The sequence below is a fragment of the Streptomyces sp. NBC_01352 genome (assembly GCF_036237295.1).
Taxonomy (GTDB): domain Bacteria; phylum Actinomycetota; class Actinomycetes; order Streptomycetales; family Streptomycetaceae; genus Streptomyces; species Streptomyces plumbiresistens.
This window is the reverse complement of record NZ_CP108354.1, coordinates 8,014,742-8,039,612: the sequence shown is the minus strand read 5'-3', so window position 1 is coordinate 8,039,612 and position 24,871 is coordinate 8,014,742. Positions and strand designations below refer to the sequence as shown.

Genomic DNA, 24,871 nt, shown 5'->3' with positions numbered 1-24,871 from the left:
CGTACGACCACTGGGGAACGGGCGGGATCAGGCCGCGATGGCGAAGAAGTCGAAGAAGCAGCAGCAGTCGGGCGGCACGCCCGCGACGGTGGCCCTGACGGCCGCGGGAGTGCCGTACACGGTGCACTCCTACGACCACGATCCCGCCCACCCCTCGTACGGCGAGGAGGCGGCCGAGGCGATGGGCGTCTCGCCGGAGCGGGTCTTCAAGACGCTGGTCGCGGACGTCGACGGCACGCTGACCGTCGCCGTCGTCCCGGTGGCCGGCCAACTGGACCTCAAGGCGCTCGCGGCGGCCGTCGGCGGCAAGCGGGCCGCGATGGCCGACCCGGCGCTCGCCGAACGCACCACGGGGTACGTCCGCGGCGGCATCTCCCCGCTCGGCCAGCGCAAGAAGCTGCCCACGGTCCTGGACGAGTCGGCCGCCGCCCACCCGACGGTCTGCGTCTCGGCGGGCCGCCGCGGCCTGGAGGTCGAACTCGCCCCCGACGACCTGGCGAAGCTCACGGAAGCGGTGGTGGCCCCCATCGGGCGTGCCTGACCCCTCGACGCGGGTCCGTTCCTCGGTTAAGTACGAGGGACATGTCGAAGAAGACGCGCAAACGCAAGTGGCGCAAGAAGAAGGCGAACCACGGAAGGCGGCCTGCCTAGGCCGTCGTCACGCCGGCGGGGTCCCGTACCCGTCCTTCGGGACCGGTCCCTGCTGGTGGGCGTACGGGTCCGGATCCCGGGGCCCGAACAGTGCCGTCAGCCCCAGATGCACGACCAGCGCGGCCAGCGACCAGGCCAGCAGCGCCCCCTTCGCGCCCAGCTTCAGCGGCGCCGAGAACGTGACCCCCTTGCCGACGTCCTTGGCATGCGCGAGGACGTCCTGGGACGGCCCGAGCCACACGCCGAGCCGCCACGCCAGCAGCGACCCGAGCAGCCCGCCGACGGTGAGCGCCACGACCAGCGGCACTCCCCCACGCCTGCGCACGAGGAACACGGCGAACGCGCTCACCACGCCGAAGGCCAGCGCCAGCAGAGTGAACGTTCCGTCGACACCGACCGCCTGTTCGCCCTCGGTGTCCTTGAGGTAGACGACCCAGCTGCCCTGCTCGTCCAGGCCACCGACCAGCGGCACGTGCGGCGCCAGCCACCACCACAGCAGCCCGAGCAGCACCCCGCCGAGCGCCACCGCCACCGTGATGACGGCGGCCTCCCGCACTTCGGTCTTCATCCCGGGACCGTCCTGTCCGTACGAACCGTGCGCGCCGTCCGACGCGTCCGGCGCAGGAGCCACGTACCCGGGAGGCGAAGCCTGCCACGCACTGTGTGCGGGCTGTTCATGCGGCGGCGGAGGAGGAGTCAACGGTGCGGTCACCCTGACATCGTGCCAGGCCCGCCTGTGCGGCGCGTCATCGGACGGCCGCCCGGCGATAGGCCCAGGTCGCGACGGCCAGCGAGACCACGCCGACCACGCCGCACACGGCGAGGTCGCCGAGCACGAACGCCCAGTCGGGGTCCGGCCCGAAGGTCCGCGCGAAGGCCTCGACGCCGTACGTCGACGGCAGCAGGTCCCGCGCGAAGCGCACGGCCTCCGGCATCCGGTCCGCCGGCAGAACGCCGAGCAGCAGCGCCGCGGACATGCCCAGCTGCCCCAGCAGCGTGGCCAGCTCAGGACGCGGCGCGAGCAGCCCGAGCGCGGCCCCGAGCCCGGCGAGCGCGGCGCCCGCGAGCGGGATGACGGCGATCAGCACCCACAGGTGCGCGAACGGCAGCCCGAACAGCACGCATCCGAAGACCGCGGTCACCACGGTCCCCGGCACGGTGAAGGACGCGTAGGCGCCCGCCGCTCCCAGTACCACGGCCGCCGGCGGCACGGGCAGCGTGGCGTAGTGGTCGAGCCCGCCGCTGGCGCGCAGCTGGCCGAAGTACTGGGCGAGCAGGTTGAGCGCGACGAAGGCCACGACGAGCACCGACGACCCGGCGACCACGGCCTGTGCCTCGCCTCCGCCGTCCACGACCCCGCGCATCAGGATCATGATCCCGATCGACTGGAAGGTCGCCACGAACAGCAGCGGGATCCGCGCCACCCGCGCACGGGACAGCTGCGCCCGGTACACGGCCGCGAGCGCCGGCCACAGCCGCGCACGCGGTCCGAGCTCGGCCGCCTCCCGGACCGTCTCCTCCACGGCCAGGGCACTGCCCGGCAGAACCTCGGCGGGTACGACACTCACGTCGCGCGGCTCCCCTCTCTCGGTTTCACTCCGGCAGTCGTCCAGTCCGGTACGGATACGGCGGTCCGGGTGCTCAACGTGCTCACGCCTTCACCAGTCCCTGCCGTGCGGCGCCGCCCAGCGCCAGGTACACGTCCTCCAGGCTCGGTGTGGTCAGCGTGAAGTCGTCCAGTGCGGCGAACGCGGACCCGCCGGTGACGGTGGCGACGACCGTACGGGCCTCCTCGGGGGCGAGCCGCAGCGTCCAGCGGCGTCCGGACTCCACGGCCCGGTCCCGCAGCGCGGCCACCTCGGGGACGTGCAGCGGGGCGGACTCGCGCCACACCAGGTCGACCCGCACCTCGCCGGCGACCTGCTCCTTGAGGCCGGTGGGAGTGTCACAGGCGATCACCCGTCCCCGGTCCAGGACGGCGACCCGGTCCAGGACGGTCTCGGCCTCGATGACGTTGTGGGTGACGAGCAGCACGGTCGTGCCGTGCTCGGCCCGGCGCCGGTCCACGGCGCCCCAGACCGCGCGCCGCGCCACCGGGTCCATGCCGCTGGTCGGCTCGTCGAGGACGAGGAACGGCCGTGCCCCCACCAGCGCGGCGGCGAAGCAGGCCAGGCGGCGCTGCCCGCCGGACAGTTTCCTGAGCGGCCGCCCGGCGAGCGGCGTGAGGCCCAGCTCGTCGAGTACGGCGTCCCGCTCGGCGCGTGCCTGTCCCGCCTCCAGCCCGCGCAGCCGTCCGGTGGTCTCGGCGGCGAGCGACACGGTCAGGTCGTCGAGGGCGGTGGACTCCTGCCCGAGGTAGGCGAGGATCCGCGAGGCCCGCTCCGGGTGGCGCACGATGTCGTGCCCGAGGATCTCGACGCTGCCGCGGTCGGGCCGCATCAGTCCGGTCAGCTGCCGCACGAGGGTGGTCTTCCCGGCGCCGTTCGGCCCGAGGAGCCCGAAGATCTCCCCGCGCCGGATGTCCAGCCGTACGTCGTCGGTGGCCCTGACCTCGGGTGTCGCCGGAACGCCGCGCCGCCCCCGTACCGCCGGATAGGTCTTGGCGAGCCCGCGCACCGCGCACACGACATCGTCACCGTGCCGAAGTGCCTGTGCCGCGCGCGTACTCACAAGGGACGAGACTACGGGGTCCGCGGCCCCGGTCCGCTCCCGGGGCGGCCCATTGCGGCACATCCGGGGTTAAGGATCTCATTCCCCCGCGGGCGCGTGCTCGGCGGCCGTCCGCACATCGATCTCCCGCCAGAACCCGGCACGGATCGCGTAGCGGTCGTGCTCGTCGATCTGGTCGTCCTTGTGTGCGAGCAGCCCGAACCGGGCGGCGTACCGCAGCAGCTCCCCGTCGATCCGGTGCGGGACCCGCGGGTACATCCCGGAGAGCTTCTGCAGATGGCTCGGGTCTCCGAGCCGCTCCATCCACCGACGCGCGAACACCTGTCCGACCTCGTACGGATCACCGCCGACGGTCGTGATGTCCTCCTCCCGGTCCGCCCACCGCTGCTCCGCCGTGGTCAGCTGCGCCAGCGTGGGCATCGAGGCGACCTCGGGCGGCTCGGCCGCGCCGCCGGGCCGGTCGACCCACCCTTTGTCGGAGGACCAGCGCAGGGTCGCGGTCTGCGGGGGCTGGGCGGGCTGCTGGACGCCGGGCGCGCGCAGCGCGGCCAGGTCCTTCGGCGTGGGCACCCCGGCCTTGGGGGCGGTCGCGGGCCCCCGCTCCTGCGTGCCGTTCTCCGAGGCGGTGGCCGCCGGGGCGTGCTCCTCCTCGACCGACCGCTCGGCTGCCGGGCGGTGCGCGGACTCGGGCAGCGGGGCGGAGAGGATCGCGGCGATCTCGGGCCGCGGCGCGGGCGGCGGCGCGCAGATCCCGCCGAGGTCCTTGGCGCGCACGGCCTTGGTGATCCACGTACGGTCGAGCACGCGCCGCTCGTCGGCCTCGGCGACCAGGTCCTCGGACTGGTTGTAGTCCCCGTCGGCGGCCTGCACGGCCCACAGGTGTACGGCGACGCCGTGCTCCTTGGCGGCCATCATGCCCGGCAGCAGATCCCCGTCGCCGGTCACCAGGACGATGTCGGAGCAGGCGCGGTTGCGGGCAAGCTCGGTCAGCTCGGCGTGCATCGCGGCGTCCACGCCCTTCTGGGCCCAGCGTCCGTCGCTGCGGGTCAGGGCGCCGAGCCGGACGGTGACCCGGGGCATCACGCGCAGTCTGCGGTGCTCGGGCTGCGGGACACGGTCGGGGGCGCCGTCGAACCAGTAGATGCGCAGCAGGGGCCGTTCCGTGTCGGACTCGGCGCGTTCGCGCAGGCCCTGGATGAGGGCGGTGTGGTCGACGGTGATGCGGGACCGCGAGGGCTCCCCGGCGAGGAGACTGGCGGCGGCCCCCAGCAGATACCCGGCGTCCACCAGGACGATGCAGCGGTCCACGCGATCCACCCTCTTTCCGGGAGGTTTGCTTCGGGCTTGCTTCGAGTCTGCCCGACCACGCGAGGGTTAACGGCCCGAACTCGATCTTCGGCGTGGCGTTTCGGGGCTGCGCGCCCCGACAAGCCGTGTCACAGACGGTAATTATCCGACATGCACTTGTTGTCAGCCTATGTGAATCTGGTTCCGGCCCTGGTCCCTAGATCCCCCTCAGGAGGTAGATCACCGTGGCCAAGAACAAGAACCGTGAACGCAAGCAGTCGCAGTCCGAGCGTGGTCAGCAGACGGCCGAGCAGCCGTCGATGGACACGCCGAGCGAGCACCGCACCACCCAGGTGACTCCCGGCGACATGACCCCCAAAGGGCGCAAGAAGCGCTTCGGTCACAACTGACATCTTCATAACGGGCTGTTGAAGCCCAGGCACACACCGAGGGGCGCACCCGGCTGCGGATGCGCCCCTCGCGTACGTCAGTTGCCCGTCGGCCGGCCGCTCAGCCGGCCAGGCAGGACGGGCCCAGCAGCACCTTCAGATCGCCGAAGAGCGCCGGGTCCGGCTTCACGCGATGCCGGTCGAGGCGCAGCACGGTCGTCTTGCGCGGGCCCTGGAGCTTGATCCGGACCTCGCTCTCGCCCTTGTGGTGGCTGAGGATCTCACCGAGCCGGCTCACCATCGGCGGGGTGATCCGGGTGGCCGGGATGGTGAGGATCACGGGCGCGTTGGTGCCCGCGTTCGACAGGTCCGGCACCTGGAGTTCCATCGCGACGAGGCGGGGCACGTCCTCGCGCTTGTCCAGGCGTCCCTTGACGAACACCACGGCGTCCTCGACGAGTTGGGTCGAGACGAGCTGGTAGGTCGCCGGGAAGAACATGCACTCGATGGAGCCGGCGAGGTCCTCGACGGTGGCGATGGCCCAGGCGTTGCCCTGCTTGGTCATCTTGCGCTGGAGGCCGGAGATGATGCCGCCGATGGTGACCACCGCGCCGTCGGAGTGCTCACCTCCGGTGAGCTGGGCGATGCCCGCGTCGGCCTTGTCGGACAGCACGTGCTCCAGGCCGAAGAGGGGGTGGTCGGAGACGTACAGACCGAGCATCTCCCGCTCCTGCGCGAGGAGGTAGGTCTTGTCCCACTCCTCGGGGGTGAACTCCACGTCGAGGCCGAAGCCGGGTTCGCTGGTGTCCTCCTCGCCCATGCCGCCGAAGAGGTCGAACTGCCCCTCGGCCTCCTTGCGCTTGACCGCCACCACGTTGTCGATCATCGGCTCGAAATGCGCGGTCAGCCCCTTGCGGGTGTGCCCCAGGGTGTCGAACGCGCCCGCCTTGATCAGCGACTCCGTGGTGCGCTTGTTGCACGCGACCGCCTCGACCTTGTCGAGGTAGTCGGGGAAGGAGGCGTACTTGCCCTTGGCCTTGCGGCTCTTGATGATCGACTCGACCACGTTCGTACCGACGTTCCGCACGGCTTCGAGGCCGAAGAGGATCACGTCGTCGCCCTGCGCGGCGAAGTTGTGCACCGACTCGTTGACGTTCGGCGGGAGCACCTTGATGCCCATGCGCCGGCACTCGTTGAGGTAGACCGCCGACTTGTCCTTGTCGTCCTTGACGGAGGTCAGCAGCGCGGCCATGTACTCGGCGGGGTGGTTCGCCTTGAGGTAGGCGGTCCAGTAGGAGACCAGGCCGTACGCGGCGGAGTGCGCCTTGTTGAAGGCGTAGCCGGCGAAGGGGACCAGCACGTCCCACAGGGCCTTGATGGCCTCCTCGCTGTACCCCTTCTTCTGGGCGCCCTCCTGGAAGAGGACGAAGTTCTTCGCCAGCTCGTCGGGCTTCTTCTTGCCCATCACGCGGCGGAGGATGTCGGCCTCGCCGAGCGAGTAGCCGGCGATGATCTGGGCGGCCTTCTGTACCTGCTCCTGGTAGACGATCAGGCCGTAGGTGACCGCCAGGACCTCCTGGAGGGGCTCCTCCAGCTCCTTGTGGATCGGCGTGATCTCCTGCAGGCCGTTCTTGCGCAGCGCGTAGTTGGTGTGCGAGTCCATGCCCATCGGGCCGGGACGGTAGAGCGCGGAGACGGCGGAGATGTCCTCGAAGTTGTCGGGCTTCATCAGGCGCAGCAGCGAGCGCATGGGGCCGCCGTCGAACTGGAAGACGCCGAGGGTCTCGCCGCGCTGGAGGAGTTCGAAGGTCGTCGGATCGTCGAGCGGAAGGGCCAACAGGTCGAGGTCGATGCCCTTGTTGGACTTCACCATCTTGACGGCGTCGTCCATGATCGTCAGGTTGCGCAGGCCGAGGAAGTCCATCTTCAGCAGGCCGAGCGACTCGCACTGCGGGTAGTCCCACTGCGTGATGGTCACGCCGTCGGTGTGCCGCACCCAGATCGGGGCGTGGTCGACGATGGGCTCGCTGGACATGATCACGCCGGCGGCGTGCACGCCCATCTGGCGGACGAGGCCCTCGACGCCCTTGGCGGTGTCGATGACCTTCTTCACGTCCGGCTCGTTCTCGTACATCGCGCGGATCTCGCCGGCCTCGCTGTAGCGCGGGTGCGAGGGGTCGGTGATGCCGTTGAGGTCGATGCCCTTGCCGAGGACGTCGGCGGGCATCGCCTTGGTGAGGCGGTCGCCCATCGCGTACGGGTAGCCCAGCACGCGCGCGGAGTCCTTGATGGCGTTCTTCGCCTTGATCTTGCCGTAGGTGCCGATCATGGCGACCTTGTCGGCGCCGTACTTCTCCGTCACGTACCTGATCACCTCGACGCGCCGACGCTCGTCGAAGTCGATGTCGACGTCGGGCATGGAGACGCGCTCGGGGTTGAGGAACCGCTCGAAGATCAGGCCGTGCGGGATCGGGTCGAGGTCGGTGATGCCCATCGCGTACGCGACGATCGAGCCGGCCGCGGAACCACGGCCCGGACCGACCGCGATGCCCTGGTTCTTGGCCCACATGATGAAGTCGGCGACGACGAGGAAGTAGCCCGGGAACCCCATCTGGATGATGACGTCCATCTCGTACTCGACCTGCTTCTGGCGGTCCTCGGGGATGCCGCCCGGGAAGCGGCGCTCCATGCCGCGGCGGACCTCCTCCTTGAACCAGCTGACCTCGGTGTAGCCCTCGGGGATGTCGAACTTCGGCATGAGGTTCTTCGCCTCGAACATGCCGGCCGTGTCGATCTGCTCGGCCACCAGGAGGGTGTTGGCGCAGCCCTCCTGCCAGGCGTCCGAGGAGTCGATGGCGTACATCTCGTCGGTGGACTTGAGGTAGTAGCCGGTGCCGTCGAAGCGGAAGCGGTCCGGGTCGGAGAGGTTCTTGCCGGTCTGGATGCACAGCAGCGCGTCATGGGCGGTCGCCTCGTGCGCGTACGTGTAGTGCGAGTCGTTGGTGACCAGCGGCGGGATGCCGAGCTTCTTGCCGATCTCCAGGAGGCCGTCGCGGACCCGGTGCTCGATGTCGATGCCGTGGTCCATCAGTTCCAGGAAGTAGCGGTCCTTGCCGAAGATGTCCTGGTACTCGGCCGCGGACTTCAGCGCCTCGTCGAACTGGCCGAGGCGCAGCCGGGTCTGGAGCTCGCCGGAGGGGCAGCCGGTGGAGGCGATGAGCCCCTCGGACCACTGGGAGATGGTCTCCTTGTCCATCCGGGGCCACTTCTGCAGCCAGCCTTCCGCGTACGCGTCCGAGGAGAGCTTGAAGAGGTTGTGCAGGCCCGTCGCGTTGGCCGCCCAGATCGTCTTGTGGGTGTAACCACCCGAACCGGAGACGTCGTCCCGCTTCTGGTGCGGCTGGCCCCACTGGATCTTGCGCTTGTTGCGCCGGGACTCGGGCGCGACATAGGCCTCGATGCCGATGATCGGGGTGACCCCGGCCTTCTTCGCGGTGTGGAAGAAGTCGTACGCCCCGTGGAGGTTGCCGTGGTCCGACATGGCGATGTGGGTCATGCCCATCTCGTTGCACGCGTCGAACATGTCCTTGAGCCGCGCGGCACCGTCCAGCAGCGAGTACTGGGTGTGGACGTGCAGGTGCGTGAACGGCGGCTTTGACACGGCGTGGCCTCCATGGAAAACACTCGGCGACAGGCTGCGGACAGTCTGGGGGGACAGCGTCGAAGTCTATGCCTCGGCACTGACACCGGGAGGCGTCTCCCCCGTACCTTCATGGAGGAGTCGCGGGCACTCCCGCGTACCGTCGCACGTTGCAAGAGGACGGGCGGTCCGTCCCCCAAGTCACGCACCACCTGCACCAGGAGGCACCCAGCGATGTCGGTTCCACAGCTCAACGACGAGCACCGCGGCGAGGAGATCCTCGCCGTCTTCGACACCGCATTCGGCCAGCTCCTGGCCGCCGACCCGGCCGCGTTCCGCGTCAAGTTCCGGAAGATGGCGGCCTCGGCCTTCGCGTTCTACCGCGGCACGGCGTGCCTCTTCTACCACGACCTCGAGGCCGAGAACGCCGGGCAGGGTGCTGGGAAGGTGCTCAGTGGCCCGTACCTGGACGAGCGCACCTCGCGCGTGTGGATCCACGGCGACCTGCACGCGGAGAACTTCGGCACGTACATGGACTCCACCGGCCGGCTGATCTTCAACGTCAACGACTTCGACGAGGCGTACGTCGGCCCCTTCACCTGGGACCTCAAGCGCTTCGCCGCCTCCATCGCCCTGATCGGGTACGCGAAGGCGCTCGGCGACGAGCAGATCACCGATCTGGTGCAGGTGTACGCGGGCGCCTACCGCGAGCGGATCCACGCCCTGGCCACCGGCGCCAAGAGGGACGAGGTGCCGCCCTTCACCCTGGACACCGCCCAGGGCCCGCTCCTGGACGCGCTGCGGGACGCCCGCTCGCTGACCCGCTTCGGCCTGCTCGACTCGATGACGGAGATCCGTGACTTCGAGCGCCGCTTCGCCCCGGGCGGCGGCTCCATCGAGCTGGACGCGGCCACCCGCTACAAGGTCCTCGCCGCCTTCGACGGCTACCTGGAGACGCTGCCGGACTCGTCCCTGGCCCGCCCGGACTCGTACCGCGTGAAGGACGTCGTCGGCCGCCGCGGCATCGGCATCGGATCGGCCGGTCTGCCGTCGTACAACATCCTCCTGGAGGGCCACAGCGACGCCCTGGAGAACGACGTCGTGATCTACATCAAGCAGGCCCAGACCCCGGCCGTCTCCCGGCACATCACGGACTCGGCGATCCGGGACTACTTCCAGCACGAGGGCCACCGCACAGTGATCTCGCAGCGCGCCCTCCAGGCGCACGCCGACCCGTGGCTCGGCTGGACCGAGCTCGGCGGCATCGGCCAGCTGGTCGCCGAGGTGTCGCCGTACGCCGTGGACCTGGACTGGGGCGACATCGACGACCCGGAGGAGATCGCCGCGGTCGTCGCCGACCTGGGCCGGGCCACCGCCACCATGCACGGGGCGGCGGACGACCAGTCCGGCGAGTCCCTGGTGCCCTTCTCCACCGAGCGGGCCATCGACGCGGCGCTCGCGGCGGACTCCGACGACGGCGCCGGCTTCGAGGGCCTCCTGGTCGACTTCGCGCACGAATACGGCGCACGCGCGCGGGCCGACCACCAGATCTTCGTGGACCTGTTCCGCAACGGCCGGATTCCGGGTCTGTGACGGAACGGCCGCGCACAGGGATCCTTTAGGGGTCCCTTACAGGCCCGCGTGACAGACTCTCCTCCGCTATGGACATATCCGGGACCCAGCTCAGAGCCGTGCGCGCGGCGCTGTTCACGGCACTCGTCGTGACGCTCAGCACCGCGTCGCACGTCCTGCTGTCCCGGGCCCCGCTGCCGCTGAACACGGTGGTGGTGGTCGCCGCCGCCGTGTTCGTGATCGCCTACGCCCTGGCCGGCCGCGAGCGCGGCTTCGGCCGGATCGCCGCCCTGCTGATCCCGCTGGAGCTGGCCGCCGACACCGTGTTCACCACCGGCCAACACGTCTGTTACGGCGCCGCGGGCGGCCCGGTCACCGGCCCGCTGCGCTCCGTCGGCTTCGACGTGCTGTGCGGCGACGGCACCAGTGTCGGCGCCCCGCTGGCCCGGGTGACGGGCTCCGGCCCCGAGCGGCTCGGGGGTCTGCTCGCCCACGCCGACCCGGCGACCGCCTGGCTGCTGCTCGGCGCGCACATCGGCGTGGGCCTCCTCGCGGCCGCCTGGCTGCGCCGCGGCGAGCACGCGCTGGCCCAGCTGCTGCGCGCGGTGACCGCGACCACCTTCCGGCCGCTGCTGCTGGCGGTCGCGGCGGTGACGGTGGTGCCGTCGCCCTCCGTGCGCCGCCCGCAGCGGCCCGGCCCCCGTACGACCACCGCGCGCGAGCGGATCCTCGTGCACTCCCTGGGACGGCGTGGACCGCCGTGCTCGGTCGCTTTCGCCTGAGCGTCTGCTTCGGCCCGAGCGTCTGCTTCGGCGACGAGCGTCTGCTTCGCCCGAACAGCGCCGAAGAGCGCCGACCGCACCTGAGCACCACCAGTCCCCCATACGTATCCCGCACACGACGTGTGCGCGTCCCCTTACGGAGATCACCCATGGCAAAGAGGAACAGCCAGGCCGCGAAGAGCGCCGCCCGCGAGCGCCTGCGCCAGGAGCGCGAGCGCCAGGCCAAGCGCGCCAAGATCAAGCGGCAGGTCATCGTGGCCGGCTCCATAGTCGGCGTCCTGGCGATAGCCGGCGGCATCAGCTACGCGGTCGTCCAGGGCAACAAGCCCGGTTACTGGGACGCCGCGAAGGACGACAAGCTCGTCAAGCCTGCCAACACCACGGGCACGAACGGCACGAACGTGGTCATCGGCGAGAGCGGCGCCAAGAAGACCCTGGTCATGTACGAGGACCCGCGCTGCCCGGTCTGCGCCCAGTTCGAGCAGACCGTCGGCGCGACGGTGGACAAGGGCGTCGAGGACGGCAAGTACAAGATCGAGTACGTCGGTGCCACCTTCCTCGACAACGGCCTGGGCGGCGAGGGCTCCAAGAACGCGCTCAGCGCCCTGGGCGCCGCGCTGAACGTCAGCCCCGAGGCCTTCCTCGAGTACAAGACCGCGATGTACTCGGCGAAGTGGCACCCGGAGGAGTCCGACGACAAGTTCAAGGACGACTCCTACCTGATCGAGGTGGCCGACACGGTCCCCGCCCTCAAGGGCAACGCGAAGTTCCAGAACGCCGTGAAGAACGGCACCTTCGACAAGTGGGCGCTGGAGATGTCGGCGAAGTTCGACGACAGCGGCGTGTCGGGCACCCCGACCCTGAAGATGGACGGCAAGACGCTGACCGGCTCGGACGGCAAGAACGCGCCGATGACGGTCGCCGACTTCAACACGGCGATCGAGGCGGCCCTCAAGGCCTGACCCCGATCGCCGCTCGAAGAGCGACCGTCGGCCAAAGAGCGGGCGAACTTTTGCGAGTTCGCCCGCTCTCGTTCATACCGATCAGTAACCTGATCGGCCGTGACGAGTCGATACAGAGCATCCGAGCAACTCAACTCCCTGTCCCCGCGCCGCCGTACGGTCGTCAAGGCCGCGGCGGCGACCGCTGTCCTGGCCGGCCCGCTGGCCGCCGCCCTGCCCGCCCGGGCCGCCACGGACTCCCCCGCCTTCCTGCACGGCGTCGCCTCCGGCGACCCGCTCCCCGACGGCATCCTGCTGTGGACGCGGGTGACGCCCACCGCCGAGGCGGAACCCGGCTCCGGGCTCGGCCCGGACACCCCGGTCGACTGGGTCGTCGCCAGGGACAAAGCGCTGACGAACATCGTCGCCAAGGGCTCCGTCACCGCGACCGCCGCCACCGACCACACCGTCAAGGCGGACATACGCGGCCTGGAACCCGCCACCGACTACTGGTTCCGCTTCTCCGCCGGCGGCACCGACTCCCCCGTGGCCCGCACCCGCACCGCCCCCGCCGCCGACGCGGCCGTCCCGAACCTTCGCTTCGGCGTGGTCTCCTGCGCCAACTGGGAGGCCGGCTACTTCTCCTCGTACCGCCATCTCGCGGCCCGCGGCGACCTGGACGCCTGGCTGCACCTGGGCGACTACATCTACGAGTACGGCACCGGCGAGTACGGCACGCGCGACACCGTCGTACGGCCGCACGCGCCCACCCACGAGATCCTCACGCTGGCCGACTACCGCACCCGGCACGGCCGTTACAAGACCGACGCCGACCTCCAGGCCCTGCACGCGGCCGCGCCCGTCATCGCCATCTGGGACGACCACGAGTTCGCCAACGACGCGTGGTCGGGCGGGGCCGAGAACCACACCGAGGGCGCGGAGGGTGCCTGGAGCGCGCGTCAGGCCGCCGCCAAGCAGGCCTACTTCGAGTGGATGCCGGTGCGCACCGCGGTCGCGGGCACCACCTACCGGCGGCTGCGCTTCGGCAAGCTCGTCGACCTCTCCCTCCTGGACCTGCGCTCCTTCCGCTCGCAGCAGGTCGCCGTCGGCAACGGCTCGGTCGACGACCCGGACCGCACGCTCACCGGCCGCGCCCAACTCGACTGGCTGAAGGCCGGGCTGAAGGCGTCCGACACCACCTGGCGGCTGATCGGCAACTCGGTGATGATCTCGCCGTTCGCGATCGGCTCCCTCACCGCCGACCTGCTGCGGCCGCTCGCCGAGCTGCTCGGGCTGCCGAAGGAGGGCCTCGCCCTCAACACCGACCAGTGGGACGGCTACACGGACGACCGCCGCGAGCTGCTGGCCCACCTGCGCGCGAACGCCGTCCGCAACACGGTCTTCCTGACCGGCGACATCCACATGGCGTGGGCCAACGACGTGCCGGTGGACGCCGGGACGTACCCGCTGTCCGCCTCGGCCGCCACGGAGTTCGTGGTCACCTCGGTCACCTCCGACAACCTCGACGACATCGTGAAGGCCCCCGAGGGCACGATCTCCGCGATCGCCGCGCCGATCATCAAGGCCGCCAACCGGCACGTCCACTGGGTCGACACCGACCGCCACGGATACGGCGTCCTGGACATCACCGCCGCCCGCGCGCAGATGGACTACTACGTCCTGTCCGACCGCACCAAGCCGGACGCGACCTCGTCCTGGGCCCGCTCGTACCGCACCCGCAGCGGCACGCAGAAGGTGGAGCGGACCTACGACCCGGTCTAACCCGGTCTAGAGGACCTGTTCAGAGGCTCTCCAGGAAGCCGAGCGCCACCCGCCAGGTGGCCTCGGCGGCCTCCTCGTCGTAGTCGGGCAGGTCGGGGTCGGTGTACAGATGGCCGGCCCCGGCGTACCGGTACACCTCCACATCCGCACCCGCTCTGCCCATCTGGAGATACCAGGCGCTCAGCCAGTCGTCGGTCTCGAAGGGGTCCGGCTCGGCGACGTGCAGTTGGACGGGCAGCTCGTCCACGGCCGCGTTCGGCGCGATGTCCGACGTGCCGTGCAGGAGCAGCAGCCCGCGGGCCTTGTCGTCGCCGAGCGCGAGGGTCTGCGCGATGGAGGCGCCGAGCGAGAACCCGGCGTAGACCAGCCCGCGTTCCGAGTAGGGCGCGGCGGCCAGGACGGCCCGCTTGAGCAGCTCGTCCTTGCCGATCCCGTCGTTGAAGGCCATGCCCTCCTCGACCGTCTCGAACGTACGCCCCTCGAAGAGGTCCGGCGTCCACACCTCGTGTCCGGCCGCGCGCAGCCGGTCCGCCGCCGCGCGCACCGCGGGCCTGAGGCCGAAGGTCGAGTGAAAGAGCACGATGTTCATGAGGACATGGTGCCAGCCGGGCACGACAACGCAGGTCACGGCGGCGCTCCCCGCGTGCGGCCACGGCCGTACCCACCTTGAGCGCGAAGTCACATGTTCATGTGCGCCCGGGGCCGGTTACGTTCGTGGGCATGGAGAATCTGCTCCGCCCACTCATCGTGGTCGGCGGGTCGGTCGCGCTCACGCTGCTCATCGGCTGGGCCACCGACCTGCTGCTGCGCAAGGCCGACGCACGGCATCACGAGACCCCCCTGTGGGGTCTGCTGCGCCGCGGCCGCATCCCCTACCAGCTCGTGCTCTGCGCGGCCATGCTGAGAGGGTCGTTCGACGAGGCGCAGCTGCTGGAGCAGCACCGCGTCGGCATCGGCCGGACCCTCACACTTGTGCTCATCGGGGCCGCGGCGTGGCTGGTGATCCGGATCGCCGCCGCGATAGTGGAGACGACGTACACCCGCTATGCGCGCGCCCACCGCGACCCGGCCCGGGTCCGGCGCGTCCGTACCCAGGTGTCCCTGATCATGCGGGTGGTCTCCGCGACCGTCGGCGTGGTGGCCGTGGCCACGATGCTGCTGACGTTCCCCGCGTTCCGCGCGGCGGGCGCCTCACTGCTGGCCTCGGCCGGAATCCTCGGCATCGTCGCCGGTGTCGCCGCCCAGTCCACGCTCAGCAACATGTTCGCGGGGTTCCAGATCGCCTTCGGCGACATGGTGCGCATGGGCGACACGGTCGTGGTGGACGGCGAGTGGGGCACGGTCGAGGAGATCACGCTGACGTTCCTGACCGTACGGACCTGGGACGAGCGCCGGATCACCATGCCCGTCTCGTACTTCACGTCCAAGCCCTTCGAGAACTGGTCGCGCGGCACTCCGCAGATGACCGGCATCGTCTTCTGGCACGTCGACCACGCCGCGCCGGTGGACGCGATGCGCGAGAAGCTCCGCGACATCCTGCGTGAGTGCCCGGCGTGGGACGGCCGCGCCTACGGCCTGGACGTCACCGACACCACCCCGAACACCATGGAAGTACGGGCCCTGATGACCGCCAAGGACGCCGACGACATCTGGACGGTACGCGTCACGGTCCGCGAGGGCATGATCCGCTGGCTGGCCGCGGAACACCCGTACGCCCTCCCCCGCGTCAACACGGCGGACGCGGCCCTGCCCCCGAACCGCACGAACGGCCGCCTCCGGGACGACGTCTCACGCGACGGCGCGGCCGCAAGCCGCGGCCACGAGTCACCGCGCGGGGGCGCCTGACACAGCGCAGCACGCTCGGGTGGGCGGGTGGGAAACCAACACAGCAACCCCCATCCGCCCACACCCGACAACTCACCGCAAACTACGCACATCCAGATGCCGCAGCACCCGATCCACCACCTCAGGATCGGCCCCCGGCTCACTCCGCGCCGCCAACACCTCATGCCGAGCCGCGCTCAACATCTCCCCCTGAATCCGGCGCACCCGCTTCAGCCTCCGCACCCGCTGCTCATGCGCCTCCCGCCGCTCGTCCTCCCCCACCTCGGGACTGATCCGCACCCCGATGTCGTACGCCCGCCGCAGCATCTGCTCGGACAACTCCTCCGGCAGCTCCTCCACGGCCTCGATCTCCCTGAGCCTCCGCTTCGCCGCCTTCGCCGCCCGTACCGCCAGCGCCTTCTCGAACTCCTTCTCCCGGTCCGTGTCCGCCTGCACGCCCAGCCGTTTCACCAGCCACGGCAGGGTCAGCCCCTGAAGCACCAGCGTGGCCATGATCACCCCGAAGGCGATGAACACGATCTCGTCCCGGTCGGGGAAGGCCGACCCGTCATCGGTCTCCAGGGGAATCGCCAGCACCAGCGCGACGGACGCCACCCCCCGCATCCCCGACCACCACATGACGACGGTCTCCCGCACGCTCATCGGGATGTCCTCGTCGTGGTCCCGCCTCGCGTGCAGCCGCTTGGTGAGCCAGGTGGCCGGCAACAGCCACACCAGCCGTACGAACACGACCACACCCACGATCGCCGCCGCCCACCCGAGCATCTCGCCCCACCGCCCGGACGCCGTCCGGATCGCGTTGTGCAGCTCCAGGCCGATCAGCCCGAACGCGACCCCGGTGACCAGCGTGTCGACGATGTCCCAGAAGGTGTGCCCGGCGAGCCGTGTCATCACGTCGTCGGGATCGGTGGCGTACTCGGCGAGGAACAGCGCGGTGGTGAGCACGGCGAGCACCCCGGACCCGCGGAACTCCTCGGCCAGCACGTACGAGGCGAACGGCACCAGCAGCGTCATCCCGATCTGCAGGGTCGCGTCCCCGAGCAGATCCATCAGCTTGTTGGCGCCCCAGCCCAGCACGATCCCGACGGCCACCGCCACCACGGCGGACAGCACCAGGTCCAGCCCCGCCCGCCACGGTGAGAAGGTCCCGCTGACGGCCGCGGCGATCGCCACGTGGTACAGCACGATGGCCGTCACGTCGTTGAAGAGCCCCTCGCCCTCCAGGATGGACACCAGCCGCCTCGGCAGCCCGAGTTGTCCGGCGACGGCGGTCGCGGCGACCGGATCGGGCGGCGCCACCAGCGCGCCGAGCGCCACCGCGGCCGCGACCGGCAGCCCCGGCACGATCGCGTTCGCGACGACGGCCACACACACCGTGGTGACGAACACCAACGCCACGGCCAGCAGGAAGATCGGCCGTACATTGGCGGCGAACTGCCGCCAGGACGTGCGCCGTACGGCCGCGTACAGCAGCGGCGGCAACAGCAGGGGCAGGATGAGATCCGGCGGGATGTTGACGTTCGGCACGAAGTCGAGCAGGGCGAGGACGATCCCGAGAAGCGTCATCAGCACCGGCGCCGGCAGCCCCAGCCGGTCCCCGACCGGAACGCTCAGCACGGCCCCGAGCAACAGCACGAACAGCAGGGCCAACTGATCCACGGTCAGCGCTCCGGGGTCGTCTCGGTGGTCGTCTCGGCGTTCACACAGCAGACCTCAAGCCTGCCACGCCACCGTGTTCACCGGCCGTCGACGCCCCTCGTCGCATCACCCCGCCCCAGCAGGCACGGCCGGCTACAGCACGCGCCGCATCGCCCGGTGCGGCATCCCGGCGTCCGGGAACTCCGGGCCGTACGCCACGTACCCCAGCCGCTCGTAGAACCCCAGCGCGTGCGTCTGCGCGTGCAGGTCCACCGCCGCGAGCCCACGCGCGCGTGCCGCGTCCTCGACCGCCCGGACGAGGGCGGCCCCGACGCCGAGCCCCCGCGCGTCCTTCGTCACGGCTAGCCGCCCCAGCGATCCCACCGCCGGGTCGCCGTCGGTCCTGTCCGCGGCCGCGTCGCCGTACAGCAGCCGCCCGGTCCCGAGCGGTGTCCCGTCCTCGCGGACCGCCAGCACGTGCACGGCACCGGCGTCGTACGCGTCGTACTCCAGGTCCGCGGGCACGCCCTGCTCGCCGACGAAGACCTCCTTGCGCACCGCGAAGCACGCCTCACGGTCGGCGAGGTCCTCGGCGACCCGCACGACGTACGACGCCGGGCTCATGCGTAGGTCTCCTCGCGAACCTGGTCGAGCGCCTTCTGCAGGTCGTCCGGGTAGTCGCAGGAGAACTCCGCCCACTGCCCGTCGCCGGGGTGCTCGAAGCCCAGCCGTACGGCGTGCAGCCACTGGCGGGTCAGGCCGAGCCGCTTGGCGAGCGTGGGATCGGCGCCGTAGGTCAGGTCGCCGACGCACGGGTGGCGGTGGGCGGCCATGTGGACGCGGATCTGGTGGGTGCGGCCGGTCTCCAGCTTCACGTCGAGCAGGGAGGCCGCGCGGAACGCCTCGATGAGGTCGTAGTGGGTCACCGAGGGCTTGCCCTCGGCCGTGACCGCCCACTTGTAGTCATGGGTGGGGTGACGGCCGATCGGCGCGTCGATGGTGCCGCTGGTCGGGTCCGGGTGGCCCTGGACGAGCGCGTGGTACCGCTTGTCGACCGTGCGCTCCTTGAACTGGCGCTTGAGCGAGGTGTACGCGTACTCGGACTTGGCGACCACCATCAGGCCGGAGGTGCCCACGTCGAGGCGGTGCACGATGCCCTGGCGCTCGGCGGCGCCCGAGGTCGAGATGCGGTACCCGGCGGCGGCGAGCCCGCCGATCACGGTCGGCCCGGACCAGCCGGGGCTGGGGTGTGCGGCCACGCCGACCGGCTTGACGATCACGACCACGTCGTCGTCGTCGTGCACGATCTCCATGCCCTCGACCGGTTCGGCGACGATCTGCACGGGCGCGGGGGCCTGTGGCATCTCGACCTCCAGCCAGGCGCCGCCGTGCACCCGCTCGGACTTCCCGACCACCGATCCGTCGACCATGACCTTCCCCGCGGCGGCGAGCTCCGCGGCCTTGGTACGGGAGAAGCCGAACATGCGGGAGATGGCGGCGTCGACACGCTCGCCCTCCAGGCCGTCGGGCACGGGCAGGGTTCGGATCTCGGGAATGGTGCTCACCCGTCGAGTATGCCGGACAGGTCCGACACTCTCGTACGAGAGTCCGGGCTCCTCAGTCCTTGTGGACGGTGCCGTCCGGGTCGAGCCCCTTGAACGACAGCAGCACGATCAGGATGCCGCCGCAGACGATCGCCGAGTCGGCGAGGTTGAAGACCGCGAAGTGCTTGGGCGCGATGAAGTCGACGACCGCGCCCTCGAACACCCCCGGCGACCGGAAGATCCGGTCGGTGAGGTTGCCGAGCGCGCCGCCGAGCAGCAGGCCGAGGGCGATCGCCCAGGGCAGGCTGTAGAGCTTGCGGGCGAGGCGGGCGATGACCACGATCACGGCCGCCGCGATCACCGTGAAGATCACGGTGAACGCCTCGCCGAAGCCGAAGGCCGCGCCCGCGTTGCGGATGGCCTCGAACCTCAGCCAGTCCCCGATGATCTCGATCGGCGCGTGGTGCTCCAGCTTGGCGACCACGATCATCTTGCTGATCAGGTCGAGGGCGTACGCGACGGCCGCGACGGCGAACAGCACGGCGATCCGCCGCTTGCCCCGGGGCCGCTCCGCCTCGGCGGCGTCCTCCGACGCGTCCGCTGGAGTGTCCGGCGTACCGATGATGCGCTCCGCCTCTGCCACGTGAGTCCCTCAACCTAGATACCTGACTGAGGACGAGGGTACGTCACACCCCCCGGCGCCCATGTGATCAGTCACGTGATCAGTACCGTCGTTCCTGCTTCTGCTTGCACTCCACGCACAGGGTGGCCCTCGGGAAGGCCTGCATGCGGGCCTTGCCGATGGGGTTGCCGCAGTTCTCGCAGAGGCCGTAGGTGCCCGCGTCGAGCCGCTCCAGGGCGCGCTCGAACTGGATGAGCATCTCGCGCGCGTTGGCCGCGAGGGCCATCTCGTGCTCCCGCGTGATGTTCTTGGTGCCGGTGTCCGCCTGGTCGTCGCCGGCGCCGTCCCCGGAGTCCCGCATCAGACCTACGAGGGAGGCCTCGGACGAGGCGATCTCGTCGCGCAGCCGCGTCGCCTCGGACGACAGCTCGGCCCGCGCCTCCCCGACCTCTTCCGGCGTCCAGGGGTCCTCGCCGGGGCGCACCGCGAGCTCGCCGGGCTCCGCCGCTGCGACCCGTGCCTTGGGAACTGCGGTCTTCGCCGCCGTGGCCGTGCCAGGAGTCTTCTTCGCAACCACTGTCGTGGCTCCCGTCTGCTCCGCGGCCTGCGCCGCGCCCGCCTTCTTGGCCATGCTTCCGGCCGTGCTCTTCTCGCCCGCGGTCGTCTTGGCCACGGTCGTCTCAGCTGAGCCCTTCTCGGCCACGCCCTTCTTGGCCGCAGTCGCTCTGGCCGCCCCTTTCTCGCCGGCGGTCGTCTTAGCCGCGCCTTTTTCGGCCGCCCTCGTCTTGGCCGGGGTCGTCACGGCTACACCCTTCTCAGCCACGTTCTTCTCGGCCACAGTCGTCTCGGCCGCGCCCTTCTTGGCCGCAGTCGTCGCGCCCTTCTTAGCCGCCGTCGTCTCGGCTGAACCCTTCTCGACGACGCTTTTCTTAGCCGTGCTCCTCTTGGCCGCGCCTTTTCCGGCCGCCGTCGTCTTGGCCGCCGTCGTCTCAGCTGCGCCCTTCTCAGCCGCAGTCGTCTTAGCCGTGCTCTTCTCGGCCGCAGTCATCTCGGCTGCACCCTTCTTGGTTGCAGTCGTCTCGGCCACAGTCCTTTCGGCCGCGACCTTCCCCACTGCGCCCTTCTCGACCGCGCCTTTCTTGGCCGCAGTCCTCTCGTCCGCGTCCCTATCGGAGGTGCTCTTCTGGGCGGCGGTTTTCTTCGCCCCCGCCGCCTTCGTACCCGTTTCCTTCATGGCCGCCGCCTTCTTCGCCACGGCATTCTTCGCTGCGGGCTTCTTCGCTACGGGCTGCTTCGCCGCCGCTTTCTTGCCCGCCGCCCTCTTGCCTCCCGCCACCTCCTCGCCGCCCGACGCCTTCTTGCCCGTCGCCCTCTTGCCCGCCGGTGTCTCCGCCCCCTCCGCGACCGCGGCCTTGGCAGGAGCAGCCTTGGAAGCGGCGACCTTCTTCACCGGCCCCGTGTCCTTCGCCGCAGCCTTCTCCGAAACGGCCTTCTTGGCCGCCACACGCTCACCCGCACCCGCACCCGCCCGCGCCCCCGCCGCCGTGCTCTTCACGGCCTTGGCCTCCCGCTCGGCCGCGCCCCCCTGCGTGCTCTTCTTCCCGCCGACGTTCTTGGCCGGACCGCCGGAGGCACCCGTGGACCCGGACGCCGACTGCTGTACGGCGGTCTTCTTCGCCACCATGGCCGCGGCCCCTTCACATATTGTGATCTTGCACGCGAATCGTGCTGGGACGATAAATCGACTTGAGTCCCGCGGCAACGGGGCGCACCGCCCGATTCGCCCGCCTCGCGCATGCCGCGCGGCAAACCTGCATGCGTTGTGCCCAACTCCCCGCCGGGTAATCCGCCGAGCCGGGCGTCCCGAGAATCGAACACGCGCACTTCGCCATTCGGGTCACGCCCGGCCCCCGCCAGGCCCCGGCCCCGGCCGCCGTAAAAGCGGTCGGCCGCTGTCCCCGCGGCGCCGTACACTGGGCGGAGCGAAAAGCGTGGATGGGGACGAGTAGCGACGTACGCAGCCCAGAGCGACCCGGGGACGGTGGAAGCCCGGGGGCGAGCGCGACGTGAAGATCACCCCGGAGCCGCCGGAAGAAAGCCGCAGCGAACCAGCCGCGGCCAGTAGACCCGGCCTCGCGACCCCAATGAGGGGGCTCACTGGTGCGTACGGCGCACCCGGGAGCCAAGGAGGGTGGTACCGCGGGAGCGCGCCGAAGGCGGCGCAGGGAATGACACAGCTCTCGTCCCTCCGGACGGAAGGCAGCAAGTCCGCCGGAGGAAGCTCGCTGATGACAACGCCGACGTACCGCCAGGTGCCCGCCCAGGTCGACCTGCCCGCGCTCGAGCACGCCGTGCTCGACTTCTGGCGCGAACAGAAGATCTTCGCCAAGACCCTGGAGCAGTCCGAGGGCCGCCCCGAGTGGGTGTTCTACGAGGGCCCGCCCACCGCCAACGGCATGCCGGGCGCCCACCACATCGAGGCACGCGTCTTCAAGGACGTCTTCCCCCGCTTCCGCACCATGCGCGGCTACCACGTGGCCCGCAAGGCCGGCTGGGACTGCCACGGCCTGCCGGTGGAGATCGCCGTGGAGAAGGAACTCGGCTTCAACGGCAAGAAGGACATCGAGACGTACGGCATCGCGGCGTTCAACGCCAAGTGCCGCGAGTCCGTGACCCGCCACACCGACGCCTTCACCGAGCTCACGAACCGCATGGGCTACTGGGTCGACCTGGACGACGCGTACCGCACGATGGACCCCGAGTACGTGGAGTCCGTCTGGTGGTCGCTGAAGGAGATCTTCGACAAGGGCCTGCTGGTCCAGGACTACCGCGTCGCCCCCTGGTGCCCGCGCGACGAGACGGGTCTGTCGGACCACGAGCTGGCGCAGGGCTACGAGACGATCGTCGACCCGTCCGTGTACGTCCGTTTCCCGCTCACCTCCGGCCCGCTCGCCGGCCAGGCAGCGCTCCTGGTGTGGACGACGACCCCTTGGACGCTGGTCTCCAACACCGCCGTCGCCGCCCACCCCGACGTCACCTACGTGGTCGCGACGAACGGCACGGACGGAGGGGAGAAGCTCGTCGTCGCCGCGCCGCTCGTCGAGAAGGCCCTCGGCGAGGGCTGGGAGGTCACGGGCGAGACCTTCACCGGCGCCGAGATGGAGCGCTGGACCTATCAACGTCCGTTCGAGCTCGTCGAGTTCCCAGCACCGGCCCATTACGTGGTCAACGCCGAGTACGTGACGACCGAGGACGGTACGGGTCTGGTCCACCAGTCCCCCGCTTTCGGTGAGGACGACCTCAAGGTCTGCCGCGCGTACGGCCTGCCCGTCGTGAACCCCGTCCGCCGTGACGGCACCTTCGAGGCGGACGTCCCCCTCGTGGGCGGCGTCTTCTTCAAGAAGGCGGACGAAAAGCTCACCGAGGACCTCCACAACCGCGGTCTCCTCTTCAAGCACATCCCGTACGAGCACAGCTACCCGCACTGCTGGCGCTGCCACACCGCGCTCCTCTACTACGCGCAGCCGTCCTGGTACATCCGCACCACGGCCGTCAAGGACCGCCTCCTTCAGGAGAACGAGAAGACCAACTGGTTCCCGGACACCGTCAAGCACGGCCGCTTCGGCGACTGGCTGAACAACAACATCGACTGGGCGCTCTCCCGCAGCCGTTACTGGGGCACGCCGCTGCCGATCTGGACCTGCGAGGACGGCCATCTCACCTGCGTCGGCTCCCTGGCGGAGCTCTCCGAGCTGACCGGCACCGACCAGTCCGGCCTCGACCCGCACCGCCCGTACATCGACGAGGTCACCTTCGCCTGCCCGAAGTGCCAGAAGACGGCCACACGCGTCCCGGAGGTCATCGACGCCTGGTACGACTCGGGTTCGATGCCCTTCGCGCAGTGGGGCTACCCGCACAAGAACAAGGAACTCTTCGAGTCCCGGTACCCCGCGCAGTTCATCAGCGAGGCCATCGACCAGACCCGCGGCTGGTTCTACACGCTGATGGCGGTCGGCACCCTGGTCTTCGACAAGTCGTCCTTCGAGAACGTGGTGTGCCTCGGCCACATCCTCGCCGAGGACGGCCGCAAGATGTCCAAGCACCTGGGCAACACCCTGGAGCCGATCCCGCTGATGGACCAGCACGGCGCGGACGCGGTCCGCTGGTTCATGGCGGCCGGCGGCTCGCCGTGGGCGGCCCGCCGCGTCGGCCACGGCACCATCCAGGAGGTCGTCCGCAAGACGCTCCTCACGTACTGGAACACGGTCGCCTTCCAGGCCCTGTACGCCCGTACGTCCGACTGGGCCCCCAGCGAGGCCGACCCGGCCCCCGCGGACCGGCCCGTCCTCGACCGCTGGCTCCTGTCCGAACTCCACGCGCTCACCGACCAGGTGACGCAGGCCATGGAGGCGTACGACACCCAGCGCGCCGGAAAGCTCCTCTCGGCGTTCGTCGACGACCTGTCCAACTGGTACGTACGCCGCTCCCGTCGCCGCTTCTGGCAGGGCGACAAGGCGGCGCTGCGCACCCTGCACGAGGTCGTCGAGACGGTCACCAAGCTGCTGGCCCCGCTGACCCCGTTCATCACCGAGCGGGTCTGGCAGGACCTGGTGGTGCCCGTCACGCCGGGCGCCCCCGAGTCGGTGCACCTGACGTCCTGGCCCGAGGCGGACCTGTCCGCCATCGACCCGGAGCTGTCGAAGCAGATGGTTCTGGTACGACGCCTGGTGGAGCTGGGCCGTGCCACGCGCGCGGAGTCGGGCGTGAAGACGCGTCAGCCGCTGCGGCGCGCACTGGTCGCGGCGACGGGCTTCGCCTCGCTCGACCCCGAGCTGCACGCGCAGATCACGGAGGAGCTGAACGTCGAGTCGCTGGCGTCGCTGTCCGAGGTCGGCGGCTCGCTGGTCGACACGACGGCGAAGGCCAACTTCCGTGCCCTCGGCAAGCGGTTCGGCAAGCGGGTCCAGGACGTGGCGAAGGCCGTCGCGAACGCGGACGCCGCCGCCCTGTCCCTGGCACTGCGCGAGGGCACGGCGTCGGTGGAGCTCGACGGCGAGACGATCACGCTCGCCCCGGACGAGGTCATCATCACGGAGACCCCGCGCGAGGGCTGGTCGGTGGCCTCCGACTCGGGCGCCACGGTCGCGCTCGACCTGGAGATCACCGAGAAGCTGCGTCAGGCGGGCCTGGCCCGTGACGCGATCCGTCTGATCCAGGAGGCCCGCAAGAACAGCGGCCTGGACGTGGCCGACCGCATCGCGCTGCGCTGGACGGCGACGGACCCGGCGGTGATCGCGGCGCTCGGCGAGCACTCGGCCCTGATCGCCGACGAGGTCCTCGCCACCGACTTCGCCCAGGGCGAGGCGGACGACACCTACGGCTCCCCGTTCACGGACGAGGGCCTGTCCCTGACGTTCCGCCTCCGCAAGGCGTAACCAACGGCACGAAGGCCCGGGTACACCGAGAAGATCTTGGTGCACCCGGGCCTTCGGCGTTGCGTACGCAGGA

At 70.4% G+C, this 24,871-nt stretch carries 19 protein-coding genes; 8 read left to right on the top strand and 11 right to left on the bottom strand.

Annotation, left to right across the window (positions count from 1 at the left end):
• Positions 1–37: 37 nt before the first annotated feature.
• The gene (gene ybaK / locus OG252_RS36995; protein WP_266441043.1) at positions 38–541 is read left to right on the top strand and encodes a Cys-tRNA(Pro) deacylase; all 504 of its coding nucleotides are present in this window, start codon (positions 38–40) and stop codon (positions 539–541) included.
• A 117-nt stretch (positions 542–658) separates the two neighbouring features.
• Here the strand turns inward: ybaK and OG252_RS36990 are convergent, their stop codons facing one another.
• From OG252_RS36990 to OG252_RS36975, 4 genes are all read right to left on the bottom strand, one after another.
• Positions 659–1,363, bottom strand: coding sequence for an AAA family ATPase (locus OG252_RS36990; RefSeq protein WP_329341674.1), 705 nt, complete (start codon positions 1,361–1,363; stop codon positions 659–661).
• Between the two features lie 34 nt (positions 1,364–1,397).
• Entirely contained in the window at positions 1,398–2,219 is an 822-nt protein-coding gene (locus OG252_RS36985) for an ABC transporter permease (RefSeq protein WP_329341672.1), read from the bottom strand.
• A gap of 82 nt (positions 2,220–2,301) precedes the next feature.
• Positions 2,302–3,276, bottom strand: a complete 975-nt coding sequence (locus OG252_RS36980) for an ABC transporter ATP-binding protein (protein WP_266448626.1) — start codon at positions 3,274–3,276, stop codon at positions 2,302–2,304.
• Positions 3,277–3,399: 123 nt separating this feature from the next.
• A complete protein-coding gene (locus OG252_RS36975) occupies positions 3,400–4,629 on the bottom strand; it encodes an NYN domain-containing protein (RefSeq protein ID WP_266441034.1) in 1,230 nt (409 codons plus the stop codon).
• 224 nt (positions 4,630–4,853) lie between these two features.
• On the opposite strand from OG252_RS36975, the gene OG252_RS36970 reads away from it, so the two are divergent.
• A complete protein-coding gene (locus OG252_RS36970) occupies positions 4,854–5,018 on the top strand; it encodes a hypothetical protein (protein ID WP_266441032.1) in 165 nt (54 codons plus the stop codon).
• 100 nt (positions 5,019–5,118) lie between these two features.
• On the opposite strand, the gene dnaE is transcribed toward OG252_RS36970, so the two are convergent.
• Positions 5,119–8,658 carry a DNA polymerase III subunit alpha gene (dnaE, locus tag OG252_RS36965; RefSeq protein ID WP_266441030.1) on the bottom strand — a complete coding sequence of 1,180 codons (3,540 nt, stop codon included), beginning with the start codon at positions 8,656–8,658 and terminating at the stop codon, positions 5,119–5,121.
• Positions 8,659–8,871: 213 nt separating this feature from the next.
• On the opposite strand from dnaE, the gene OG252_RS36960 reads away from it, so the two are divergent.
• From OG252_RS36960 to OG252_RS36945, 4 genes are all read left to right on the top strand, one after another.
• A complete protein-coding gene (locus OG252_RS36960; RefSeq protein ID WP_329341668.1) occupies positions 8,872–10,230 on the top strand; it encodes a DUF2252 domain-containing protein in 1,359 nt (452 codons plus the stop codon).
• Positions 10,231–10,298: 68 nt separating this feature from the next.
• Positions 10,299–10,991, top strand: coding sequence for a hypothetical protein (locus OG252_RS36955; RefSeq protein WP_329341666.1), 693 nt, complete (start codon positions 10,299–10,301; stop codon positions 10,989–10,991).
• A gap of 149 nt (positions 10,992–11,140) precedes the next feature.
• Complete coding sequence (locus OG252_RS36950; protein WP_266441023.1) at positions 11,141–11,953, top strand: thioredoxin domain-containing protein; 813 nt, start codon at positions 11,141–11,143, stop codon at positions 11,951–11,953.
• A 99-nt stretch (positions 11,954–12,052) separates the two neighbouring features.
• The gene (locus OG252_RS36945; RefSeq protein ID WP_329341663.1) at positions 12,053–13,714 is read left to right on the top strand and encodes an alkaline phosphatase D family protein; all 1,662 of its coding nucleotides are present in this window, start codon (positions 12,053–12,055) and stop codon (positions 13,712–13,714) included.
• Positions 13,715–13,733: 19 nt separating this feature from the next.
• Here OG252_RS36945 and OG252_RS36940 read toward each other — a convergent pair whose 3' ends face one another.
• On the bottom strand, positions 13,734–14,303 hold the full coding sequence (locus tag OG252_RS36940; protein WP_266441019.1) for a dienelactone hydrolase family protein: 570 nt from the start codon (positions 14,301–14,303) through the stop codon (positions 13,734–13,736).
• A 131-nt stretch (positions 14,304–14,434) separates the two neighbouring features.
• Between OG252_RS36940 and OG252_RS36935 the strand changes: the two genes are divergently transcribed.
• Positions 14,435–15,559: a mechanosensitive ion channel family protein gene (locus OG252_RS36935; protein WP_329341660.1), complete on the top strand. Its 1,125-nt coding sequence runs from the start codon at positions 14,435–14,437 to the stop codon at positions 15,557–15,559.
• 72 nt (positions 15,560–15,631) lie between these two features.
• Here OG252_RS36935 and OG252_RS36930 read toward each other — a convergent pair whose 3' ends face one another.
• The 5 genes from OG252_RS36930 to OG252_RS36910 form a co-directional block, all read right to left on the bottom strand.
• Complete coding sequence (locus OG252_RS36930) at positions 15,632–17,218, bottom strand: Na+/H+ antiporter (RefSeq protein ID WP_329341658.1); 1,587 nt, start codon at positions 17,216–17,218, stop codon at positions 15,632–15,634.
• A gap of 132 nt (positions 17,219–17,350) precedes the next feature.
• A complete protein-coding gene (locus OG252_RS36925; protein WP_266441012.1) occupies positions 17,351–17,821 on the bottom strand; it encodes a GNAT family N-acetyltransferase in 471 nt (156 codons plus the stop codon).
• On the bottom strand, positions 17,818–18,762 hold the full coding sequence (locus OG252_RS36920; RefSeq protein WP_266441009.1) for an RluA family pseudouridine synthase: 945 nt from the start codon (positions 18,760–18,762) through the stop codon (positions 17,818–17,820). Before OG252_RS36920 ends, OG252_RS36925 begins: the two co-directional genes overlap by 4 nt.
• A 52-nt stretch (positions 18,763–18,814) precedes the next feature.
• On the bottom strand, positions 18,815–19,384 hold the full coding sequence (lspA, locus tag OG252_RS36915; RefSeq protein WP_266441006.1) for a signal peptidase II: 570 nt from the start codon (positions 19,382–19,384) through the stop codon (positions 18,815–18,817).
• 79 nt (positions 19,385–19,463) lie between these two features.
• Complete coding sequence (locus OG252_RS36910) at positions 19,464–21,047, bottom strand: TraR/DksA C4-type zinc finger protein (RefSeq protein ID WP_329341655.1); 1,584 nt, start codon at positions 21,045–21,047, stop codon at positions 19,464–19,466.
• A gap of 604 nt (positions 21,048–21,651) precedes the next feature.
• On the opposite strand from OG252_RS36910, the gene ileS reads away from it, so the two are divergent.
• Complete coding sequence (gene ileS, locus OG252_RS36905) at positions 21,652–24,798, top strand: isoleucine--tRNA ligase (RefSeq protein WP_329341653.1); 3,147 nt, start codon at positions 21,652–21,654, stop codon at positions 24,796–24,798.
• Positions 24,799–24,871: the final 73 nt, after the last annotated feature.